Below are 22,237 nucleotides of genomic sequence, written 5' to 3'. Positions count from 1 at the left end.
ACAATTCCCGCATAGCACACGTGCGTGGCTCGGCACCGGCAGTCTCACGATGCATCGACGCGGCTTGCGCCGTCCCCGTCATCGCTTACGCACCACCGTTTTTTGCCAAACCGTCGGATACCGCGGGCCACCGCATCGCGTGGATGCGCGCCGCCCAGGGCAATCGCCGTGCGTTTCTTGTCCGATGCAACGTTGCACCGGTAATGTCCTGCGTCACGGGATACGGCGCAGCATACTGCATGCGTCACCGCCGTGCCCCACCCGTGCGCCACTTTTAACGAAACAGCGCGCGCTGTTTTGTATCAGCCCGTAACCGCCACGGGCCGTCTGCTGCCGCGCGAACCCACCCGCCGCCGCGCGACACGCCTGACACGGCATCCAACGCCCACTAAAAAGGCGACGACACTCGCGCCTCGTGAGTGTACCGCACGTTTCAATCGCTTTCGTCAAATGCGGCCGGCAGCCAGGTGAGTCGGTCGCCCTCGATCGCGATCACATCGAACCGACAGGGCGGTGCGCCGGTGCGCCATCGCAGCATCCACGCCGAGGCCGCGCGCCGTATCCGCTGCCGCTTGCGCCAATCGATACTGGCCGCCGCGCCACCAAATCGCATGCTGGCGCGCGCACGCACCTCGATGAACACGACCTCGCCGCGTCGGTCGTCCGCCATGATCAGATCGATCTCACCGCCACAGAGCCGGACATTTCGCGCCAGCAGGCGTAAGCCTCGCCCCGTCAAATAGTCGCAGGCGCGCGTCTCGTACATCGCGCCGCGCGCCGTTTTCGACATCCCGGCATCGGACGAGGTCTGATTCGACGCGGCGGTCACCGGCCGCTGTTCCTTACGTTCCATTTGCCTTCCCCCTCCGCCAAGCCCTCCTGACGCCGTGCGACAATACGCGGGCAATACCGCATTCGCGCCCACGCGCCTCTTAGGAATTCCTCCCGGTGCCCGATATCCACTCGCCTGCCTCCTCGCCCTCCGGATCGCCTGTCGCTGCCTCACCGGCCCCCTCGCCGGTCGCCGACACGCCGACCGCGGCGACATCGTCCGGCGCCGTCTCGACCGCGTTGTCCGACGTCAATCGCCTCGCGCAGGGACAGGACTATCCGGCTCCGGCCCTCTATATCGTCGCCACCCCGATCGGCAATGCCGCCGACATCACGTTTCGCGCACGCCATCTGCTCGGCCTCTGCGACCGGATCGCCGCCGAAGACACGCGCAACACCGGCCAATTGCTGACGCGTTACGGGATCTCCAAACCGTTGATCGCCGCGCATCAGCACAACGAGCGCGAAGCCGCCGAGCGCATCCTGTCGCATCTCGCGGCGGGCGAACGCGTCGCTTTCGTCTCCGATGCCGGCACGCCCGGCATTTCGGATCCGGGCGCCCGCCTCGTCGAGGCCGCTCGCGCGCAGGGCTATCCGGTCGTACCGCTGCCCGGTGCGAGCGCCGCGATCACCGCACTCAGCGCGGCAGGCGCTTGGGCCGAGACCTTCACCTTCATCGGCTTCCTGCCATCGAAGCCGAAGCAACGCGCCAGCGCGCTGCAATCGCTGGCGCACCATCGGCATGCCCTCGTGTGCTACGAAGCCCCGCATCGGATCGACGACATGCTGGCCGCGGCGCGCGACGCGCTGGGCGGGGAGCGCCGTGTATTGATCGGGCGGGAATTGACGAAATTACATGAGAGCCTGCACGTATGCACGCTAGCCGAAGGGCCAGATTGGCTGGCTGCCGATGCAAATCGGCGGCGCGGTGAGTTCGTTTTGGTGATCGAGGGCGCATCGGCCGATGCCGAGGAAGGCGGTCTGGACGCACACGATCCCCTGCTACGCGCGCTGCTGGAGGAGCTGCCGGTCAGCGCAGCGGCACGCGTCGCGGCAAAAGTAACGGGCGCGTCGCGCAATGCGCTCTATACACGCGCGTTGTCGTGGAGCAGTGCGGCGGCAGAGGATCAGGAAGAAGACGACGGGGAAGAAGACGGGGCGGAGTGACCGCCAGTAAGGGCGCGACGGTCTATCGGGCGATCACCGACTGGACGATGGCCATCCAGCCAGGCCCCGCTATCGGACGCTGGCTGAGTGGCCAGCCGATCCGACAGCGAATCAGTTCGATGCGAGCATCGGTTGCGTCAAGGCCGCGCGGGCCTCGGACGGCGACATACCGACAATTTCCACCTTGCCGGTACCGCGGTTCTGCATGCCCAAGGCCGCAGCGGCCGCCGAGGACAGATCCAATACGCGATGACGGCTGAACGGACCGCGATCGTTGATCTTGACGATGACCGAGCGGTGATTCTGCGTATTGATCACGCGAACATAGCTCATCAGCGGCAGGCTGCGATGCGCCGCCGTGAATTCATGCATGTCGTAACGCTCGCCGCTAGCCGTCTTGCGCCCGTGGAAGCGGGTGCCGTACCACGAGGCATTGCCGGTCTGGTGGAAGTTCGACGTATCGGGAATATCGGCCGTGATCGGGGCTGCATTCGACAGCGCGCCATCGCGGCCCGCGGCATCGTCGGATGCGGTGGTCAGATCATCGTCGTCGTCATTGCTCGCCAGCGCGGTCGAATCGGCAAGATCCGCCAATTGCTGCGCGATCGACCCTTGCTGGCCGGGCACGGCACAGTTCGGATGGGCGCGCTTCGCCGGTTGACCGGCGGTTTCCACGCAGGACGTCATCGCATAGCGATCCGCCACGCCGGCCGTCAGCGGCGGCACCTTCATCTCGGCCAAGGTATGGCGCAAGGAGTCGGACAACAGCGCATTGCGCGTTCCGGCAGCGGGCGCCTCGGACGTGGCATGGATCGTGCGGATGCCATCTAGCCGAAGCGAGTTCTGGCTGATCGTGTCGCCGTCGGGCTGCGTGGCGCAACCGGCCACCACCAGCGTGGCCAGGATGCTCACGGCAGCTTGTCCCATCAGGGAAAAGCCGACGCGGCGGGTCAGTCGTGCGTTCATAGACGTGCCGTTCACCTATGGCTGAGCGGTCCATCAAACGACGACGGGACGCTCAGGGTGGCCGGCACGACGGCAGATGACCGCGGTAGGGTCGTCCATGAAACGTAGGGACGACACCGCCACGGCAAGGGAGGGCCATTGCGCAGTGCATCACGACTCGTCAGGAGCCGAATGCGCTGTGCAATGCGGACAAGTCACGCGTCCCCTCGCGATGCAACGCATCGCGCCAGGCGCGTGAACCTGCCCGTTCCACTTCTCTGCTGAAGCACCGGTAACGGCTCTATGACCGTCTCCACCCGGTTATTTTCACGTCTGGCGCAACCGCATATCGGTCGTTATCACCAGACTCCAACGCGTTGTCTCCGACGACAGGACGGGATGACGGCCTACGCCCTCCCGATTCCGCATCGGCGGTGTGGATCGCAGACTGGTTTGATCGAACACGGAAACGCTCATACAGAACGCACCGTCCGCCAGCTGTCACCACACCACGACAACGCTTGGCTCCCCCGGACGACGTGTCAGGTGACACGCAGCAAGAACTGTCTCGTCAATCGTCGGCACGCATGCCGCGTTGCAACGAGCCCGGGTGGAACGTGTTGCACCGACACAAGGTCGGCGCGGGAAACTCATCGCCGCCGCGCAGAACTGCCGGATCGTCGACTGGCCGGATATCGCTAGGCTAAAAACGCGATATACCGGCAGCGTAAGATCCGTCTGCGCAACGGCAACTGATGCTTGGCTGTTCATCAGCCGGCACGCTCGTTCGCGCCGTTTGATGGACAAAATGAGAACACGCACGCAGCGTGTGAACGGATTATACCCGAACTCATTCCTCAGCCGCTTTTGACGGCCGATTAACGGTGAAATCGGCAACTATTACGCGCTTATTTGCCACGATTAGACCGAAAACAGCAAAAACGAGGCTGAATAATGCTTGTTCATGCCCCTTAACCCGCACGCGGCTGCGGGAAATAAGACCGCCCGCCCCACGGATTGCGCTACTTTAAGACAGCCGTGCGGCTGTGCATGTTGTCGTTACAATGATTTGCAGTTCCTGCACTTTTTGAAATACGCAGTAAACCCTAGACCGTAACCGATGGAGCATTGCCCGATGAGCGAAGAGATCTATGTCAGCACCGATGTCGAGGCGGACGGACCCATCCCCGGCCCCCATTCGATGCTGAGCTTCGCATCGGCCGCCTACACGGCGGACAAGCGATTGATCGCCACGTTCTCGGCCAATCTGGAAACGCTGCCTGGCGCCGACGCCCACCCGACGCAGGCGGCGTGGTGGAAGACCCAGCCGGACGCGTGGGCGGCCTGCCGCACTGACCTCCGCAAGCCGGAGGATGTCCTGCCGGCCTATGTCGAATGGGTCGAGGCCTTGCCCGGCAAGCCGGTATTCGTCGCATTTCCCGCCGGATTCGATTTCACCTTCATGTTCTGGTACATGATGCGCTTCGTCGATCGCTGCCCTTTCTCCTGGTCTGCGCTGGACATCAAGACCCTCGCCTTTGCGATGACCGGCCTGCCATTCCGCAAGAGCATCAAGCCCCGATTCCCGCGTCACTGGTTCGACGACCTGCCGCATACGCATATCGCGCTCGACGACGCGATCGAACAAGGCGCGCTGTTCTGCAATATGCTGGCCGATCTGCGCAAGGAACATGCGGCACGCGAACAACGCGAGCCGCGCCTGGCCGATCCGCTGGACGCCCCCCGCGACGGGGATGGGCGCGTCCATCCGGATGCGCGATACTGAACGCACGAAGCAAGAGGGAGAAGGCCGATGGCCTCCGAGTACATTACGATTCCGTCGAAAGACGGCGGGCATTTCCGCGCCTATCTGGCGCTGCCACCGCGTGGCACGGGCCCCGGCCTCGTACTCTGCCATGAGATCTTCGGCGCGAACGGCACCATGCGTGAACTGGCCAATATCTACGCCGAGGAAGGCTATGTGGTGGCTGTGCCGGACCTGTACTGGCGCGAAGAGGCGGCACTCGAATTCGACTACACCAGCGGCGATTGGCAGCGCGCCTATCGCCTGAGCCAGGCCTACGACTTCGATCTGGGCGTCGACGACATCGCGGCCACGCTGGAAGCGCTGCGCGGCCGCCCCGAAGTCCGCGATGAGACGACGGCATCGGTCGCCGCCCGCCGCGATCGAAGCGATCGCAGTGAGCGCAGCGATGCGCCGACGGAAGCGCCGCGGGAATCAGGCCGTGGTCTGCTCAGCGCCGGCGCGGCATTATGGCGCGGCCGTCGCGGCACTGCGGCAGCGAGCCTGGACAAAGACGCACGACACGATACGGCGCCGGTCGGCCCGAACAAGGGCGAAGCGCCCGGCGGCCTGTCGGTCGTCGGCTATTCGCTCGGTGGCCGGCTGGCTTATCTGGCCGCCTGCCGGCTCGAAGGCGTCGGGTGCGGCGTGTCGTATTACGGCACCGGCATCGAAGAACATCTCGACGAAGCGGATAAGGCATCCGGCCGCTTGGTGCTGCATCTGCCGGACAACGACAAATTCGTCACCGATACCGACCGCGATGCCATCGCGGCGCATTTCGCCGCGTCTCGTAATGTCGAGGTCTACGTCTATCCGCGCGCCGAACGAGGCTTTGCGCGTCGGGGCACGGACTCGTACAACCGTCCGGCCGCGACCATCGCCCACCAGAGAACGATGGGCGCGCTGAAGCGCGAGATGGGACCGTACTTCGATCTGTCGCTGCTATGGGATACCCATGTGCGCCAGACGATGGACGAGAAGGATGTGGACGCGATCATGGAGGGACTCGTCGATGCGCCCTATCTGAATCACGTACCCACGCGCACGGGCGGCGCTGGCCGGGAAGGCGTGGCGGCGTTCTATCGCGACCATTTCGTCGGACAGATGCCGGCCGACACGCGGATGCTGCCGTTGTCACGCACCGTCGGCGCGACGCAGCTGGTCGAGGAGGCCTTGCTGTCGCTGACGCACAGCAATGTGATCGATTGGTTGCTGCCGGGGGTCGCCCCCACGCAGCGCTATATTGAAGTCCCGCTGGTCTGCGTCGTGACCTTCCGCGGCGAGAAGATTCATCGACTGCAGACCTACTGGGATCAGGCGAGCGTGCTGGTGCAGATCGGTCGAATGGCCGCCGATGCGCAGCCGGTGGCGGGCATCGAATGCGCCCGCAAGATCGTCAATGAAGATTTGCCATCGAACGAACTGATCGACCGTACGCCTTCCTAGGCCTTAATGCGCGAACAGCGCGATGCAGCCTGTTGCAACGCCGACCGCCGCGACGCCGACGGAGAGGAAACGCATCCAGCGGCGCCGCGTCAACAACGCGACAGCGGCCAGACCGATCGAGATCTGAATCGCCGTGGTCGCCTGCGCCCACCGATGATGGTGATGCATCAGCGATTCGCTGCGCTCGTCATCGATCTTGACCTGCTTCTCGATCGCTTCCGCATTCGCGCGGATCGGCTGCTTCTCCGTACGGTACTTCTGCACATCGGCCTGGAACTTCGCCAGCATCTCGGGATTCGACGCCGTCAACGCCGCGCCCAGTTCGGCAAGGTTCTGCTTCTCGCCCTTGGCCTGGTAATAGGCCCACTGATTCGATGCCTCGGTCTTCCGGATCGCGGCTTCGTTCTTGTAGTACAGCGCCTGATTTTCGTTCGTGCCGCTCTGATACGAAAAAATCGCGCCGACACTGGCCAGCACAGCCGTCATCACGGCCATCCACGCGGCGCCACGATCCTGCTCATGACCCTCGGCATGGGCATGGCCGGCGTGCTCGACCGCATGATCGTGCGGCCCGTGGATCTCGTACTCTTCAGACATGACGTTTTCGATAGAAAAGGGGATGGCGGACGACGTCCGGCCCGTTCGCCCCGCTAACCGTTGGACGGTGCACGAAACGAGCAATCTGCATAATCTCAAAATTCTTCCCGAGACAACGCGCCGTGGCAGCGACCGGTTGACACCGGCGCCCGCTGAATCGGCGACGCCGTCTACCCGCGTTGCCAACGCCGCCGCTTCGTTGCTCCGGCCAATATCGCGATAAACTCCCGTCCAGACAGCCATTTACCGACGAGAATGCAGAAAGCAACGCGTATCGGAGTCGTCATGCCGCATGCCATCGGCGACTCGATGTACCTGATGGTCCTGCTACGCGATTTGTTGCGTCAGGGCGACGATTTGACGCTGATCGGCGGCGTGATTTATCCGCTCCGGCACTGGTTCCCCGATATTCCCGCGGACCGCTATCTGCCGGATCCGATCGACGACGCCGCCCGCGATGTCTTGCTCGGCAGCTTCGCCCGGATCGTGCAGATGTTTCCCCGACCGATGGCCGGCCGCCTGTTGGCCGACGATCCGATCGCGGCCCCGCGTCTCCTGCGTCTGGTCGAGCTCCCCGGCTTTTATAGTCGTGCGCACGTCCTGTTCGCCTTGATGGCGGCGGGACGGACCCATCTCGGCCTGCGCGATACGGCGGCGGACAGCGCCGGCGTCGCTCGGCCGCTGGGTAATGGCATGCGCCCGCCTGGCCCGCTGCACCATCGCGAGCATGCCAGACGTGTCGTGATTCACCCGGTCGCCAGCAACACGTTCAAGACCTGGGACGCCGCCAAGTTCGTGCGCCTCGCGCAAGGCTTGCAGCGTCGTGGCCTGCAACCGTGTTTTGCCGTGCCTCCGGACGACGCGGACGCCTGGCGTCGGCGCGCGGAGGGGATCGACGTGGCCGCGTTTGCCGCATTGCCGGACCTGGCCAGCTTCCTTTACACGTCGGGCTGGTTCATCGGCAACGACTCCGGTATCGGCCATCTCGCATCGGCCCTCGATATCCCCACGCTGTCGGTATTCCCCCGCAAGGGACTGGCGCAACGCTGGCATCCGCGCCGTCACGCGGCCGATAGCACGACGCGGGCAGACGCGGACAGGCGCCCCGACGCCCTCCTCGCGCCTGCTGCAACCACGGCATCGAACGCCTACAACATGGTCGTCCTGCCCATGCCGCTGCTGCCGACAACGAAATGGAAGGAGCGCTACTGGCGCGGATTGATGCCGGTTTCGCGTGTCCTGGCAGCGTTCGATCGCCAACGGCGTACAATCGAAACGCCATGAGCGTCCCGGCCTACCCGCCGACCGCGCTTCTGTCACGCCGCCGCCGGAATCCCGGAGTCGGCGGTCCGCACCGCCGACCCGCTTCCGTTTTTCGCTTATTGTCCTGATGTGGTCATGAACGATTTACGCACGCCGTCCCCCGCCGCCGCCCCGCATTGCGCCGAACCCGATGCCGGCTTCCTGTCCTGCCTTGTCGATGCCCTGGGCAGCGACGTCGTGACGACCGACCCGGCGCTCCTTGCCCCCTGGCAAAGCGATTGGCGCGGCCTCTATCGCGGCGATGCGCAGGCGCTGGTTCGCCCGCGCACCACGGCCGAAGTGTCCACCTGCCTGCGCCTCTGCAATGCCGCGCACGTGCCGGTCGTACCGCGCGGCGGCAATACCGGCCTGTGCGGCGGCGCGGCGCCGGAGTCGGCAGCCAAAGCCGGCGCGGAAGGCCGGCCGCTCAGCGTCATCCTGAGCCTGGACCGGATGAATGCGGTGCGCAGCGTCGATACCATCGCGAACGTCGTGACCGCGGAGGCCGGCTGCATCCTCGCCGATCTGCAGCGCATCGCCGCCGATGCCGAGCGCCTCTTGCCATTGAGCCTCGCGGCCGAAGGGTCCTGCCAACTCGGCGGCAATCTGTCGACGAATGCCGGTGGCGTCAATGTGGTCCGCTATGGCATGACACGCGAACTGGTGCTCGGTGTCGAAGCGGTGCTGCCGAACGGCGAAATCTTCGAAGGCCTGCGCACGCTGCGCAAGGACAACACCGGCTATGACCTGAAGCAGTTGTTGATCGGTGCCGAGGGAACGTTGGGCATCATCACGGCGGCATCGCTGCGGCTGTATCCGCGCAACGGCGTAAGAACCGTCGTGCTGGCCGCGGTCGAAACGCCGCAACAGGCGCTCGACCTTTACTCCCTGGTGTTCAAGCGATGCGGTCAGCGCGTCCAGGCCTTCGAATATTTCACGCACCCTTGCCTCGAACTGGTGCTGCGCGAGGTCGAAGGCGTACGGGCGCCGTTCAACGAAGCGCATGACGGCTATGTGCTGCTGGAACTGGCCGATACGGCCGACGAAGGCGCCCTGATCGCGCTGGTCGAGGAGGTCGTGGGACAGGCACTCGAAGACGGCCTGTGCCAGGATGCCGCCGTCTCGGCGACCTTGGCGCAACTGGCGGCGTTCTGGCGCCTGCGCGAGGAAATCTCGGAGGCACAGAAGCGTGACGGCGCGCATTTGAAGCACGACGTGTCGGTGCCGATCGAAGCGTTGCCGGCCTTTCTCGATGCGGCCGGCGCCCGTCTCGCGCAGACGGTACCGGACCTGCGCCTCTTCGTCTTCGGCCATTTCGGCGACGGCAATCTGCACTACAACGTCTCTCGCCCTGCTGGCGCGCCGACCGACTTCTTCACGCAGGCGGCATCGCACGCAGGCAACGATGCCAATGCATCGACCTCCCACACGCAAGGCGATCTCGTCACCGACGCGGTCCTGGAGGAAGTCGCGCGCTTCAACGGCAGCATCAGCGCCGAGCACGGCATCGGCCAATTGAAGCGCTCGCACTTCCTGCAGCACAAGTCGGCACTGGAGCAGCGATTGATGCGCGACATCAAGAAACTGTTCGATCCGAACGGCATCATGAATCCGGGCAAGCTTCTGTAACGTTTTTCGCAAAGGATTTTGCATCCGACGCTTGACGTTTCATCTCCATCGACTAATATACGCATCGCGTACAGACGATCGGAGAGCCCTATGAGCGTGCCGCAACAAACCTTCCTGCGCGATGCCATGCGTCGCTTGAACATGACCCGTGAAGCGTTCGCCAGCCGGATCGGCGTTTCGCGTCGCGCGTTGGATACGTGGTTGCTGCCGGCGGAATCGGCGGAGTCGCGCGGGATGCCGGAAATCGTCGAGCGTTTCGTCAACGAGATCCTGACGCGACCGGCCGACGGCCAGGCTGCGCAAAGCGCATACCCGGGCAGCGGTTGCCCGATCCAATTCGAAGGCCGTCCGCAATTGCTGTCGGTCGACCAGTTCTCGCGCGAAAGCGCCGAAGACCTGTTCCGCCTGGCCGACATCATGCAGCCGATCGCCCGCCGCCAGAAGATCAGCCGCGTGCTCGAAGGCGCCGTATTGGGCAATCTGTTCTTCGAGGCCAGCACCCGGACGCGCGTCAGCTTCGGCGCGGCCTTCTCCCGTCTGGGCGGCTCGGTCTGCGACACCACCGGTTTCACGTTCTCGTCGATGGCCAAGGGCGAGTCTATCTACGACACCAGCCGTGTGATGGCCGGCTATGTCGATGCGATGGTCGTGCGTCACCCGGAACGCGGCTCGGTCGAGGAATTCGCGCGCGCCACCAATATCCCGGTGATCAATGCCGGCGACGGTCCGGGCGAACACCCGAGCCAGGCGCTGCTGGACCTGTACACGATCCAACGCGAATTCTCGCGAATCGGCAAGATCGTCGACGGCGCCCATATCGCCATGGTCGGCGACTTGAAGTACGGTCGGACCGTGCACTCGTTGAGCAAGCTGCTGGCGCTGTACAAGAATCTGCGCTTCACGTTGATCTCGCCACCGACGCTGGAAATGCCGGCCTATATCGTCGAGAAGCTGGGCGAGCGCAATCACACGGTCGTGCAAACGACGGATCTGCGCGAAGGTCTGCGCGGCGCCGATGTCGTCTACGCCACCCGCATTCAAAAAGAGCGTTTCACCGACGAATCGTTCGAAGGCTATACGCCCGATTTCCAGATCAACCAGGCATTGGTGGAATCGGTCTGCGGCCCGGACACGATGATCATGCACCCGCTGCCGCGCGATGGCCGGCCCGGCGCCAACGACCTCAGCACGGACTTGAACCACGATCCGCGCCTCGCCATCTTCCGTCAGACCGATAACGGTATTCCGGTGCGCATGGCGATCTTCGCTACGCTGATGGGCGTCGAGAATCTGGTGGGCCGCTCGATGCGCGATGCCAACTGGAAATCGCCGGCCTATATCGGCGTCGATGACGCCGTCTTCCACGGCATCGACTGACAGGCCGGAACGGCCTTGCCGTTCAGCTCAGCAGGCCGGCCTCGATCGCATCGCCGAGCGCCAGGATCGACGCGTCTTGCCCGTGCAAACCGGCCACCATCAGACCGACCGGCGCGTCGTCATACGCCGGCGCCGGGACCGACAGCGCACAGCCGTCGATAAAGTTGATGATGCTCGGGTTGCGCAGCGCCCGACCGTTCGCGGCGAAGAAGGCCGCATCCTGCTTCAGGTCGTCGATCTGCGGCGGCAGCATCGGCGCCGTCGGCATCAGGATGGCATCATAGCCTTCGAATGCCTTCGCCGCGTCGGCGATGACGCCGCGACGTGCCGCCAGCAAGTCCAGATAGTCGGCGGCCGTTGCGGCCTCGCCCGCGCGGATCCGCGCCAACACGCGCGCGTCGTACGACTCGGCACGCGTCGCCGTCCATGCGCGGTGATACCACCACGATTCCATCGGTGAAAAGCCGAACTTGTTGATCGCGGCCAGCCGATCCAGCGTATCGAAACGCATATCGACCAATTCCGCGCCCAGATTGCTCAAGCGCGCCAGCGCCGCTTCGAACGCGCGCTCGACTTCCGGCTCGACCCCATCCATGACGACATTGGTGAGGATGGCGAAACGGCGACCGGCGATGCCAGCTGCGCGCTCAGCCTTGCTCGCACGACCTGCCGCCGACGACACCGCCAACGCGGCCGCCTGCTGCGGCGCGCCTGCCAGAATCTGGTCGACGATGGCACAGCACTGCACGGTCGGCGCGATGGCACCGAACGAGTCCAAGGTGATCGACAGCGGGATGCCGCCCTGCGTCGGAATGCGATTGGCGGTCGGCTTGAACCCGGTCAGTCCGCAGAAGGCCGCCGGGATACGCAGCGAGCCGCCGGTATCGGTGCCCAGCCCGTATGCCGCCATCCCGGTCGCGACCGATGCCGCCGCGCCCGACGAGGAGCCGCCCGACACGCGCCGCTCCTCGGGCCGCCACGGCGACAGCGGCGAGCCGAAATGCGGGTTGATGCCCAATCCCGAAAAAGCGAACTCGCTCATGTTCGAGCGACCGATCAGCACGGCGCCGGCCGCGCGCAAACGCGTCACCACTTCGGCATCCTGCGTCGCCGGCGCGGCGTCCGCCAACACGGCCGAGCCGGCGCGCGTCGGTTGACCGACGACGTCGAACAGATCCTTGATCGATACGGGCAAGCCGGCCAACGGCGACAGCTCGGCACCGGCCTTGCGTTGCGCGTCGATGGCATCGGCTTGCGCCCGCGCACCGTCGGCATCGACCGAAATGAAGGCATGCCCCCCATTGCCGCCCGCTTCGGCGATGCGCTCCAGCGCGGTTTCGGTCAGCGCGCGGCTGGTGAGGGTTCCTTGCGCAAGCGCATGCGCCAGTTCAGCAAGGGGCGTCTTGGGATCGAAGGCGGTCGTCATCGGCTAGTGTCGGCAATCGGATACGGGTGTGATCGGCAATGCCGACAATGCGACGACGGCACCCTCTCAGTCCAATCGAGATCACATCGACTGGACGAAGCAGCGCCGGCACCGTCGCCATTGTCGGCGGCGTCACATAATAGCAAGTCAGAATGAGATTTCGACGCGATCCGTCAAACAGAAAGGCGGTTTCCCACGCGACGGGAACCGAAAAGAAGGCACCCGGCTAGGACTGTATCACTGCGTCCGCGGCCCAGCTCGCAAAGGCCGTCACCATCCATAGGTTGGAAAACAGCAACGCACTGTCGCGACGGCCTTGTCGGGGACGGCGCGTGGCGGCCGTGCCGACGGCTGGCCTGGGTCTGGCCCACGGCAGCAGGCAGGCAAGGCCGATCATCAATCGCGCGGCAACCGAGATCCAGGCGGCGGTGGCGAATAGATGATCCATCGATCAAACGAACCGGGTGCACAGCGCCGACGTGCCCAGCACGACGACGGCGGCCAGCGCGACACGGCGTAATAGCATCAGCATCCGCAGACTGCGTGGCGCCCAGTCGCCGAATGAGCGCAACAGCGGCGTGCCGGCTTCCTGAAGAACGAAAGGCTCCCCCCGCCGATGCGCGGAGGCAGCCATCCCGAACGAGTACGTCACATAAATCAGAATCACCAACACCGCAGCGGTCTGCACATACTCCACGGATACCCCCGGTCGCGTGCAACGGCGCATGCCGCTGCCATTCGATAAAACGACATGGTTCAACGCGGATACGTCGAACCATGTCTATCGATAAATTATGAGGAAATTACGAATACAACGCAGGCACGAATAGCAGTGTCACCCACACGAGCAAACCGGCTATCGCGGCCCACCGCAATCCAATCAAACGCCGATATTGCCTTGGCGCCCATTCTCCGAAACTGCGCCATTTTTTACCGGCAAATTCGACATGCACATATCGGCTATGTACAAAATACATTCGCAATGCCGAGCCTACCGATATCACCAAATAAATCATGACGACCAAAGCCGCCAACCGCCCAATCATTTCGACCATTACCGTTCTCCATTGTGTGTAATGGCGGCATTGGCCGTGTCACCAGAAAGTGTCTCCGGTCACGCAAGTACCTGGACACGCGACGTGACGCACCTTGGCGCCTTGGTCGCATGGATCCCCCGATCCCTTCATTCCCCGGTCATTTCCACGGCGCACGTCCTGCCGCGAGGCTCGGTTTACCCCGGTAAGACCGGCAGCGCGATAGATCGCGCAGCGTCGGCCCCACCCTTTTTTGGGCGTTCCAAACTCTTTTAACGCAAATACCGACAATATTGTCCACACCGGAAAAAGAAACCGATGTGGCTGCGGTTTCGCGCATAGTCGGGAATTTATTTCCGAACATGCGACCGCTTCAGTCAAAAAATTCTATCAAATTGTAAATCCTTGGGAAGCGATAAATTGTAACGATCCTGATACACCTTCTTGGGCCCGCAAAGTCGCCACCATCGGTTCTTCCAAATCGGAAAACCTCGCCTGTCCTCGCAATTATCATCTCATACATTCGTTTGAATTACCGAAATAGGCACCATAGTTACGAACAGGTATTTTTGTCGCCACCCGTATCATTTGCAACAAAATGTATCAAATCCCCGCAGCTGTAATACTGAACCGTCTATTACCGTTCGAAGTCATTCGCATAGCCATAATTTCCGATGCCGGAACAGGTAAGGCGTAGCAAGTTCCTTGCTTTGGCATGAATTATGCGGTTATTCGACGCACTTACAAACGTTTGTATATTGATAACAATCTGGGAAACAGAGAATGCATCCTAACCGCCGGGGAACGGGAGACGCTGCGTGAGCACATGACGCCAGCGCGTTCGATGCCGTTCCCGACCGGTAACGAAAACTCGTACGGACGACATCATGAATCCAATCGCAATGGACGAACGCGGCCTCGACGACGCCAAGCTGCGTTTTTATGAAGACAACGGCTTCCTGCCGTTGTCCAACATCGCGGCGCCCGAGGAAATCGACGAAATTCGCCACTATCTGGAAGGCATTCTGGCGCGAAAGGCTGGGGCCGAGGAAGGGGCGCTATTCGACTTCGTCGGGGGAGAGGCGCTGACCAAGTCGGCGCTGACGCAGATGTTGCATCCGAGCAATCACGAGCCCCGTCTGCGGCGCACGGCCTACCGCCAGCGCCTGAAGACCTTGGCGCGACAAGTTCTGGGGCCTGGGGCGCGATTCAGCGGCGACCACATCTTCTTCAAGCCCGCGCACGACGGACCCGTGACGCCCTGGCATCAAGACGAAGCGTTTCGCGATCCAAACATGGAGTATCGCGAAGTCAGCTTCTGGCTGCCGCTACAGCCGGTGGACGAGGAGAACGGCTGTCTCAAATTCATTCCCGCCTCGCATCGCCTGTCGGTCTTGCCGCATCGTCGTCAAATCGGGCAGCATGGTCTGGAATGCGCGGAAGGATTCGATCCTGACACCGCCGTGGCCTGCCCGCTGCCGGTAGGCGGCTGCACCTTGCATCACGGCCGGACCTTGCATGGTGCGGGGGCCAACGACACCGCGGTCGATCGATACGCCTATGTCGTGCATTTCGACCTGCCGCGCCAAGCCGCACGCACCAAGCGCATTTTCGATTGGCAGCAGCGCAAGTCCCCGCGGGAGGTGCAGGAGCAGCAATGGCGCAATGGGCGAGGACGTCTGGTACACGCCTATCGCCGTCTGCGTCAGTTGAACTTCCTCGACCCCTATCGTTTGCTTTCCGCATGGCGCCGGTATCAGGAACGCAGCGCGGGGCGACGCGCGCTCTGAGCCGGGCAGCCACGGCGCGCACGTCGTCAGACAGTGCGCGCCTCGCACCACGCCGCCATGCCCCTCGTCATCGGCGATCCACTTACATTCAGTAAAAACCCCGGTTTCTTTTCTTTGTTATATTTTTTTTAGAGAAACAAGACAACCAGACCTATCCGGGCGCATCGATGCCACAGTGACACCGGATTAACGGATAAAAACGATGCCTACTACACCGAACACCCCGACCTCCGCGTCGGACGACGATCGCAAGAAGATATTGGTACTGGACCAAAGCGGCGTCATGGGCGGAGCCGAGCTGTCGCTGCTGGAGGTCTGCAAGCGCATCCGTAGCGCGTGCAATGTCGTGCTGTTTACCGACGGGCCGTTCCGTGAACGCCTGCAGGAAGCCGGCGTCGCCGTCTCGATCCTGGGCGACAGCACGCTCAACAATATGAAAAAGGATGGCGGCCGTGCCTTGTCGTTCGGCACCGTCAAGTCGGCGTTGAATCTGTCCTGGCAATTGGTCAAGCAGGCGCGTTCGCGTCGCCTGGTCTATGCCAATACGCAGAAGGCGATGGTCATCGGCGCGGTGGTTGGATTCCTCGCGCGCCGACCGGTGGTTTGGCACCTGCGCGACATCGTGTCACCCGATCACTTCGGCGCGGATCGGCTGCGCGTGATTCAGTGGTGCTCGAAACTGTTCCTGACGCATGTGATCGCCAATTCCAAAGCGTCCGCCGATGCCTGGCTTGCACTGACCAAGCTGCCGCGCGATCGCGTCAGCGTCGTCTATAACGGGATCGATGCGGCCCCGTTCGACGTCGTCAACGCGACCCCACGCGCGGAGTTGCGTGCGCGATTCGGTTTGCCGGCAGACGCGTTTCTCGTCGGCACCTTCAGCCGCCTGGCGCAATGGAAGGGGCAGCACGTCCTGCTCGATGCTATTGCGAAAACGCCGAACGCGCACGCGGTGCTCGTCGGCGCGGCCTTGTTCGGCGAGGACGCCTATGAAGCGCAACTGAAAGCGCAGGCGCAGAAACTCGGTATCGCCCACCGCGTGCACTTTCTCGGCTTTCAGCGTGACGTGCCGGCGGCCATGAGTGCCATGGACGTGATCGCGCATACGTCGATCGCGCCGGAACCGTTTGGTCGAGTGATCGTCGAAGCGATGCTGGCACGTCGGCCGATCGTTGCCGCCGCCGCTGGCGGCGCGCTCGAAATCATCACGCCGGAACAAGACGGCATCCTGATCGAGCCGAATCGCGCCGATCTGCTGGCCGAGCAGATCGAAAAGCTTCGCACTACGCCGGAAGTCGCCCATGGCTTGATCGAGCGCGGCTACGCCAGCGCCCGCGCGCGCTTCGATCCGGACGTCTATTGCCACAATGTCATGAAGAAACTCGAGGTCGTCGGCGGATTCATGCTGCCCGAGGACCCGCTGCCCGCCGCGACCTCCATCGCGGCTCAGACGGCCCATCTCGCGGCGACGTCGGGAAGCGGCAGCGCTGTTGCGACGGAAGGCGTCACCTTACGCGGCGCGACGTTTGCACCCAACGGCGGTCAACCGGTACGCCCCGCGGCGCAAGTCGCATCCGTCGACATGCCGGCCAGCTCGGGCGTGTCCTCGCCGGCGGCACCCGGCACGACGGCTGAAGCGGCAAGCGCCGCAACGCGCCAATGAGGGGTATCGCGGGCTGGCTGCGTCGATTGACTTCGGCCGGCCAGCACTCCGTCGTCCCCAGCCAGACCGGTGCGCGTCACGCCGACTACGATGTCAGCCAGGCCGCCCCCCCTTCCCACACGCATCCGACGCGCGAATCCGCCCTACCGAAGGTCGCGGCCGCGAGCAAACGCATCCCGTCCCTCGATGGTTTGCGTGCCATCTCGATCTGCCTCGTCCTGATCGGCCACGCCATGGGTACCGTACCGGAGCATGGGGCGCTGACTAAATGGTTCGCCACGCTCTTCGGCAACGATGGATTCGGCGTATTGGTGTTCTTCGTTATCAGTGGTTTTCTGATCACGCGCCTGTTGATCGCGGAGGACGATCGCGGGCATGTGTCGATGGGGGACTTCTATCGGCGCCGTATCTTTCGTATTGCGCCGGTGGCCCTGCTGTATGTGGCGGTGGTCGCGATATTGCGCGCCACCGATGCAATCGACATCACCTGGCCTTCCCTGCTGCGCGGCCTGTTTTTCATGAAGGATTACGATTCGCTGTTCGCCGATTCGCGCCTGAAAGCCGGCAATTGGTTTGTCGGCCATATGTGGTCGTTGAGCATCGAGGAACAGTTCTATCTATTCTGGCCCTTCATTTTCCTGGCCTTGAACCGACGCCACGCCAAATGGTTCGCCCTTGTCGTGATCGTCACCGGCCCGCTGATCCGGATCGCGCAGTACGCCGCCTTCGACAATCTGCACCTGTTCGTCTACTTCATGCTGCACACGCGGATGGACAGCCTGATGATGGGATGCTTCATCGCCCTCTGCTATCACGACGCATGGTTCGAACGGGCACTGGAAACAGCACTCCGCTGGCGCCTGCCCTTGCTGGCGATCCTCTACGCCTTCCTGATCTCGCCGATCATCACGCACTACCTCGGCGGCAAATATCAGCTAACAGTAGGTTGGTCTCTGGAAAACCTGTGTGTGGCGATGCTGCTTCTATGGGTTGTACGGTGCCCGGAGACGCCACTGGGCCGGTTCCTGAACCTCCGATGGGTCGCGGGCCTCGGCGCGCTCTCGTACAGCCTCTATATCTGGCAGCAGATGTTCCTGACCGGACACAACCACACGTGGAGCGGGCAGATGCCGATCAGCTTGCTCGTCGTCTTCGTCGTGGCCCTGTGCTCGTATCACGGCTTTGAAAAGCCGATGATTCGCCTGGGGCGGGCATGGGGACGCCGCCATCACGCGCCGCAGGTCGAGCCGAATACGGAAGACCGGTGAACGGCGCGCGTGACCTTACCGGTGCGCGGCTGCCCTGGCGTGGGAGCGCTATCCAATAAAAAAAGACACCGGCGTCTCGCGACGTGCGGTGTCTCTTTTTGAGGACTCGCTCGGGCGTCGCCTGCACGACGCCGCCGTCCTTACATGCGATGCATCAGGCGAACACTTCGGCGTCGGCCAAGACCTTGCCGGCCTGGTCCTTCGCCGCCAGCAACGGCGCCACGCCTTCCGGCACCGGCCATTGCACGCCCACGCTCGCATCGCTCCACAGCAGGCTGCGCTCGAACTCGGGAAACCAGTAATCGGTCGTCTTGTAGAGGAACTCGGCCGACTCGGACACCACGACAAAACCGTGGGCAAAGCCTTCGGGCACCCACAGCTGTCGCTTGTTTTCCGCCGACAGCGTCACGCCCACCCACTTGCCGAAGGTCGGCGAGCTCTTGCGCAGATCCACGGCGACGTCGAACACTTCACCAGCCACCACGCGCACCAGCTTGCCTTGCGGATGCTGGATCTGATAGTGCAGGCCACGCAGCACGTGCTGCGCGGACTTCGAGTGATTGTCCTGCACGAATTGCACATCGCGGCCGATCGCTTCCGTGAATTCGCGATGGTTGAAGCTCTCGTAAAAGAAACCGCGTGCATCGCCGAACGACTTCGGCTCGATGATCTTGACGTCCGGAATGGCGGTCTGAGTGACGGTGATCGGCATATCAGAAAGACTCCATCAGCAGCGATTGCAGGTACTTGCCATACGCATTCTTCATCAACGGCTTGGCCAGTTCCTCCAGCTTGCCGGCATCGATCCACTTTGCACGGAACGCGATTTCTTCCGGACAGGCCACCACCGTGCCCTGACGCTTCTGCAACGTGGCGATAAAGGCGCCGGCATCCAGCAGCGAGTCATGCGTACCGGTGTCCAGCCACGCAAAGCCGCGGCCCATGATCTGCACGTTCAGCTTGCCGTCGCTCAGGTAGCGCGAGTTGATATCGGTGATTTCCAACTCGCCACGCGGCGACGGCTTGATTTCAGCCGCGATGTCGCAGACCTGGTTGTCGTAGAAGTACAGCCCGGTGACCGCATAGTTCGACTTCGGCTTGACCGGCTTCTCTTCGATCGACAAAGCCTTGAACTGATCGTCGAAAGCGACCACGCCATACCGTTCCGGATCCGTCACGCGATAGGCGAAGACCGTCGCACCATCGTCCTGCTGGTTCGATGCGACCAATTGCTTGACCAGATCGTGCCCGTAGAAAATATTGTCGCCCAGGATCAGCGCCGACGGATCGTTGCCGATGAAATCCTTGCCGATGATGAACGCTTGCGCCAGGCCGTCCGGCGAGGGCTGCACCGCATACTGCAGATTCAGGCCCCAACGGCTGCCGTCGCCGAGCATCGCTTGGAAGCGCGGCGTGTCTTCCGGCGTCGAGATGATCAAGATGTCGCGGATCCCGCCGAGCATCAACGTCGATAGCGGATAGTAGATCATCGGCTTGTCGTAGACCGGCAGCAATTGCTTCGATACGACGTGCGTGATGGGGTGCAGTCGGGTACCCGAGCCACCTGCCAGAATGATGCCTTTACGTGCCATCGCGGCCTCCTTATGGGCGCTGTGTTCGCTTCTGCGCGGCCGCCTGCTGGCGACCGCGGGAGTGTGTGGTGTGGAGCAAGGTCTTGCATGGCGTGCCGCACGAAGCGCCCGTCTCGCGGAAACGGGCGCCTTGTTGCTTACACGCGGGCGGCGTAGTTCGTATCCACCCAGTTGCGGTATTCGCCGGACATCACGTTCTCGACCCACGGCTGGTTATCGAGATACCAGCGCACCGTCGCCTCGATACCGGTTTCGAAGGTCTGCGCCGGACGCCAGCCCAGCTCGCGCTCGATCTTGCGCGCATCGATCGCATAGCGACGATCGTGGCCCGGCCGGTCCTTCACGTAAGTGATCTGGTCTTTGTACAGGCCGGCTGCCTTCGGCTTGATCTTGTCCAGCAAGGCGCAGATCGTATGGACGACGTCGAGATTGGTCTTTTCGTTCCAACCGCCGACGTTGTACACCTCGCCCGGCGCGCCCTTCTCGACCACGGCGCGGATTGCCGAGCAGTGATCGCCCACATACAGCCAATCGCGGATATTGCTGCCGTCGCCGTAGATCGGCAGCGGCTTGCCCGCCAACGCGTTGGCGATGACCAGCGGGATCAGCTTTTCCGGGAATTGGTAGGGGCCGTAGTTGTTCGAGCAATTCGTCGTCAGCACCGGCATGCCGTAGGTGTGATGGTAGGCGCGCACCAGATGGTCCGAGCCGGCCTTCGACGCCGAATACGGGCTGTTCGGCTGATACGGCGTCGTTTCGGTGAATGCCGGATCGGTCGGGCTCAGCGAGCCGTAGACTTCGTCGGTCGAGACATGCAGGAAGCGGAAATCGGACTTGGCCGCACCTTCCAGCGTCGACCAGTACGCACGCGCGGCTTCCAGCAGCGTGAACGTGCCGACGACGTTCGTCTGCACGAAGGCGCCCGGGCCGTGGATCGAGCGATCGACGTGGCTTTCGGCCGCGAAGTGCACGACGGCGCGCGGCTTGTGCTCCGCGAACAGCGCATCCAGGGCCTCACGGTTCAGGATGTCCGTGTGCGAGAACACGTGGGCCGGATTGTCGTGCAGCGACGCGAGCGTCGCCGGGTTGCCCGCATAGGTCAGCGCGTCGACGTTGACGATGGGTTCGCTGGAGGCCTTGAACCAGTCAAGGACGAAATTGGCGCCGATGAAGCCGGCTCCGCCGGTGACGAGAAGCATAGCGAATCCTTAATGAAGGGCTAAATAATATTCAAGAAAAAACAAAACCGCGGCGATGACACGCATCGCGTCGCCGATCGGAATCAGGACTTGGCGGTTTCGTTCGCCGTAAACAAACACACATACATGTCTTTCAAGAAAGCCTTGCCGCCCAGCCCGGCCTGGCGCTTCGACCGGTACCCGAGCGTCAATGCCATCGTGCCGACGCTCGCCAGGCGTTGCCAACGCGGTGCCGCCGCGCTATACACCGCGGCCCGTCGCGTCAGACTAGCGGACAGCCGACGATAGTAATCGGCCGCCCGTCGCGCATTATCGCGCAGTTCAGGCGCGGTAACGCCCTCGAAGACGGCGGCCCGCTGCGCCGAGCACTTTGCCATCAATAAATACTGCGCCTGACCGGCCGCCAGCGTCCGCAGCAAATTCTCCCGGCGATTCCGACTCGCCGGCGCGCCAACGGTATTCGTCTCATGCTGCCGATACAGCGCCAACTTTTGCGGCACCGCCACCAGTCGACCTAAGGCAGTGCCCATCGCCCAGGCCCATTCGTCGTGCGACATCGTCTCCGTCGGCCAGGTGTGATCGGTCGGACGATCGGTCACCTTGAGTGCCGTGAAGACCACGCGACGAACCAGCGCGCACATGCCGAACAACAGATACCACGGGTCCGGCTGCATCGCCTCGTAACGGCCTTCATAGGCCCAATGCTTCGCATTGGCCGCCGGCAGCGGTGCCAGCGTCTGATTCACGACCTCGACGTTGTGCATGGCAACCATCACCTTGGGGTCGTCGAAAAGCGGCACCATGACGGCCAGCTTGTCTTCGGTCCACACATCGTCCTGATCACAGAAAGCGACCACTTCACCGCGGCAGAGACTGATCGCCTTGAAAAAGTTGCCACGATAACCAAGCCGTTCGACGTTCTTCTCGTAGCGCACCTCGAACGGCGCCGATGCCGCGAAACGCGTGACCACGTCGCCCGTCAGATCATTGGGGCTGTCGTCGGTGACAACGACCTCGCGCGGCAATACGGTCTGCCGCGCGATGCTTTCGAGTTGCTCCAGGATGTATTGCTCACCCTTGTACGCCGCCAGCGCGACCGATACGTCCGCTTTCTTGATCGATGTGTTCACTGTTTGATTCATTGCATCCCCCGCTGCCTTACTT

Annotated in this window: 19 protein-coding genes; 9 read left to right on the top strand and 10 right to left on the bottom strand. The window is 63.0% G+C overall.

The window, feature by feature from the left end:
• Positions 1 to 433 precede the first annotated feature (433 nt).
• Positions 434 to 853: a YraN family protein gene (locus tag ABEG21_RS01215; RefSeq protein ID WP_347555488.1), complete on the bottom strand. Its 420-nt coding sequence runs from the start codon at positions 851 to 853 to the stop codon at positions 434 to 436.
• A gap of 218 nt (positions 854 to 1,071) precedes the next feature.
• Here ABEG21_RS01215 and rsmI point away from each other — a divergent pair, with 218 nt between their 5' ends.
• On the top strand, positions 1,072 to 1,998 hold the full coding sequence (gene rsmI / locus ABEG21_RS01210) for a 16S rRNA (cytidine(1402)-2'-O)-methyltransferase (protein WP_347556559.1): 927 nt from the start codon (positions 1,072 to 1,074) through the stop codon (positions 1,996 to 1,998).
• Between the two features lie 111 nt (positions 1,999 to 2,109).
• Here rsmI and ABEG21_RS01205 read toward each other — a convergent pair whose 3' ends face one another.
• The gene (locus ABEG21_RS01205) at positions 2,110 to 2,685 is read right to left on the bottom strand and encodes a septal ring lytic transglycosylase RlpA family protein (RefSeq protein WP_347556558.1); all 576 of its coding nucleotides are present in this window, start codon (positions 2,683 to 2,685) and stop codon (positions 2,110 to 2,112) included.
• 1,393 nt (positions 2,686 to 4,078) lie between these two features.
• Here ABEG21_RS01205 and ABEG21_RS01200 point away from each other — a divergent pair.
• Positions 4,079 to 4,729: an exonuclease gene (locus ABEG21_RS01200; RefSeq protein ID WP_347555487.1), complete on the top strand. Its 651-nt coding sequence runs from the start codon at positions 4,079 to 4,081 to the stop codon at positions 4,727 to 4,729.
• A 27-nt stretch (positions 4,730 to 4,756) separates the two neighbouring features.
• Positions 4,757 to 6,196 (top strand): dienelactone hydrolase family protein, encoded by a 1,440-nt coding sequence (locus ABEG21_RS01195; RefSeq protein ID WP_347555486.1) that lies wholly within the window; start codon positions 4,757 to 4,759, stop codon positions 6,194 to 6,196.
• Positions 6,197 to 6,199: 3 nt separating this feature from the next.
• On the opposite strand, the gene ABEG21_RS01190 is transcribed toward ABEG21_RS01195, so the two are convergent.
• On the bottom strand, positions 6,200 to 6,793 hold the full coding sequence (locus ABEG21_RS01190; protein ID WP_347555485.1) for a DUF4337 domain-containing protein: 594 nt from the start codon (positions 6,791 to 6,793) through the stop codon (positions 6,200 to 6,202).
• A 285-nt stretch (positions 6,794 to 7,078) separates the two neighbouring features.
• Here ABEG21_RS01190 and ABEG21_RS01185 point away from each other — a divergent pair, with 285 nt between their 5' ends.
• The 3 genes from ABEG21_RS01185 (at position 7,079) to ABEG21_RS01175 (ending at position 11,101) form a co-directional block, all read left to right on the top strand.
• Positions 7,079 to 8,077 (top strand): glycosyltransferase family 9 protein, encoded by a 999-nt coding sequence (locus ABEG21_RS01185; protein ID WP_347555484.1) that lies wholly within the window; start codon positions 7,079 to 7,081, stop codon positions 8,075 to 8,077.
• A 114-nt stretch (positions 8,078 to 8,191) separates the two neighbouring features.
• Complete coding sequence (locus ABEG21_RS01180) at positions 8,192 to 9,724, top strand: FAD-binding oxidoreductase (RefSeq protein ID WP_347555483.1); 1,533 nt, start codon at positions 8,192 to 8,194, stop codon at positions 9,722 to 9,724.
• A 90-nt stretch (positions 9,725 to 9,814) separates the two neighbouring features.
• Positions 9,815 to 11,101 carry an aspartate carbamoyltransferase gene (locus tag ABEG21_RS01175; protein ID WP_347555482.1) on the top strand — a complete coding sequence of 429 codons (1,287 nt, stop codon included), beginning with the start codon at positions 9,815 to 9,817 and terminating at the stop codon, positions 11,099 to 11,101.
• A 22-nt stretch (positions 11,102 to 11,123) separates the two neighbouring features.
• Here ABEG21_RS01175 and ABEG21_RS01170 read toward each other — a convergent pair whose 3' ends face one another.
• From ABEG21_RS01170 to ABEG21_RS01160, 3 genes are all read right to left on the bottom strand, one after another.
• A complete protein-coding gene (locus ABEG21_RS01170; RefSeq protein ID WP_347555481.1) occupies positions 11,124 to 12,527 on the bottom strand; it encodes an amidase in 1,404 nt (467 codons plus the stop codon).
• Positions 12,528 to 12,753: 226 nt separating this feature from the next.
• Complete coding sequence (locus ABEG21_RS01165) at positions 12,754 to 12,975, bottom strand: hypothetical protein (RefSeq protein WP_347555480.1); 222 nt, start codon at positions 12,973 to 12,975, stop codon at positions 12,754 to 12,756.
• A gap of 3 nt (positions 12,976 to 12,978) precedes the next feature.
• On the bottom strand, positions 12,979 to 13,254 hold the full coding sequence (locus ABEG21_RS01160) for a hypothetical protein (RefSeq protein ID WP_347555479.1): 276 nt from the start codon (positions 13,252 to 13,254) through the stop codon (positions 12,979 to 12,981).
• A gap of 1,194 nt (positions 13,255 to 14,448) precedes the next feature.
• Between ABEG21_RS01160 and ABEG21_RS01155 the strand changes: the two genes are divergently transcribed.
• The 3 genes from ABEG21_RS01155 (at position 14,449) to ABEG21_RS01145 (ending at position 18,282) form a co-directional block, all read left to right on the top strand.
• On the top strand, positions 14,449 to 15,351 hold the full coding sequence (locus ABEG21_RS01155; RefSeq protein WP_347555478.1) for a phytanoyl-CoA dioxygenase family protein: 903 nt from the start codon (positions 14,449 to 14,451) through the stop codon (positions 15,349 to 15,351).
• A 202-nt stretch (positions 15,352 to 15,553) separates the two neighbouring features.
• Positions 15,554 to 17,014 (top strand): glycosyltransferase family 4 protein, encoded by a 1,461-nt coding sequence (locus tag ABEG21_RS01150; protein ID WP_347555477.1) that lies wholly within the window; start codon positions 15,554 to 15,556, stop codon positions 17,012 to 17,014.
• Entirely contained in the window at positions 17,011 to 18,282 is a 1,272-nt protein-coding gene (locus tag ABEG21_RS01145) for an acyltransferase (protein WP_347555476.1), read from the top strand. Before ABEG21_RS01150 ends, ABEG21_RS01145 begins: the two co-directional genes overlap by 4 nt.
• Positions 18,283 to 18,436: 154 nt before the next feature.
• Here ABEG21_RS01145 and rfbC read toward each other — a convergent pair whose 3' ends face one another.
• The 4 genes from rfbC to ABEG21_RS01125 all read right to left on the bottom strand — a co-directional run bounded on the left by rfbC (position 18,437) and on the right by ABEG21_RS01125 (position 22,215).
• Entirely contained in the window at positions 18,437 to 18,994 is a 558-nt protein-coding gene (rfbC, locus tag ABEG21_RS01140) for a dTDP-4-dehydrorhamnose 3,5-epimerase (protein WP_347555475.1), read from the bottom strand.
• A gap of 1 nt (position 18,995) precedes the next feature.
• Positions 18,996 to 19,874 carry a glucose-1-phosphate thymidylyltransferase RfbA gene (gene rfbA / locus ABEG21_RS01135; RefSeq protein ID WP_347555474.1) on the bottom strand — a complete coding sequence of 293 codons (879 nt, stop codon included), beginning with the start codon at positions 19,872 to 19,874 and terminating at the stop codon, positions 18,996 to 18,998.
• A 137-nt stretch (positions 19,875 to 20,011) separates the two neighbouring features.
• Complete coding sequence (gene rfbB / locus ABEG21_RS01130; RefSeq protein WP_347555473.1) at positions 20,012 to 21,073, bottom strand: dTDP-glucose 4,6-dehydratase; 1,062 nt, start codon at positions 21,071 to 21,073, stop codon at positions 20,012 to 20,014.
• A gap of 83 nt (positions 21,074 to 21,156) precedes the next feature.
• Positions 21,157 to 22,215, bottom strand: a complete 1,059-nt coding sequence (locus ABEG21_RS01125) for a glycosyltransferase (protein ID WP_347555472.1) — start codon at positions 22,213 to 22,215, stop codon at positions 21,157 to 21,159.
• Positions 22,216 to 22,237 lie beyond the last annotated feature (22 nt).

The sequence above is a fragment of the Robbsia sp. KACC 23696 genome, from assembly GCF_039852015.1.
GTDB lineage: Bacteria > Pseudomonadota > Gammaproteobacteria > Burkholderiales > Burkholderiaceae > Robbsia.
The sequence above is the reverse complement of the archived record's forward strand: the minus strand, read 5'-3'. Positions and strand labels throughout refer to the sequence as shown.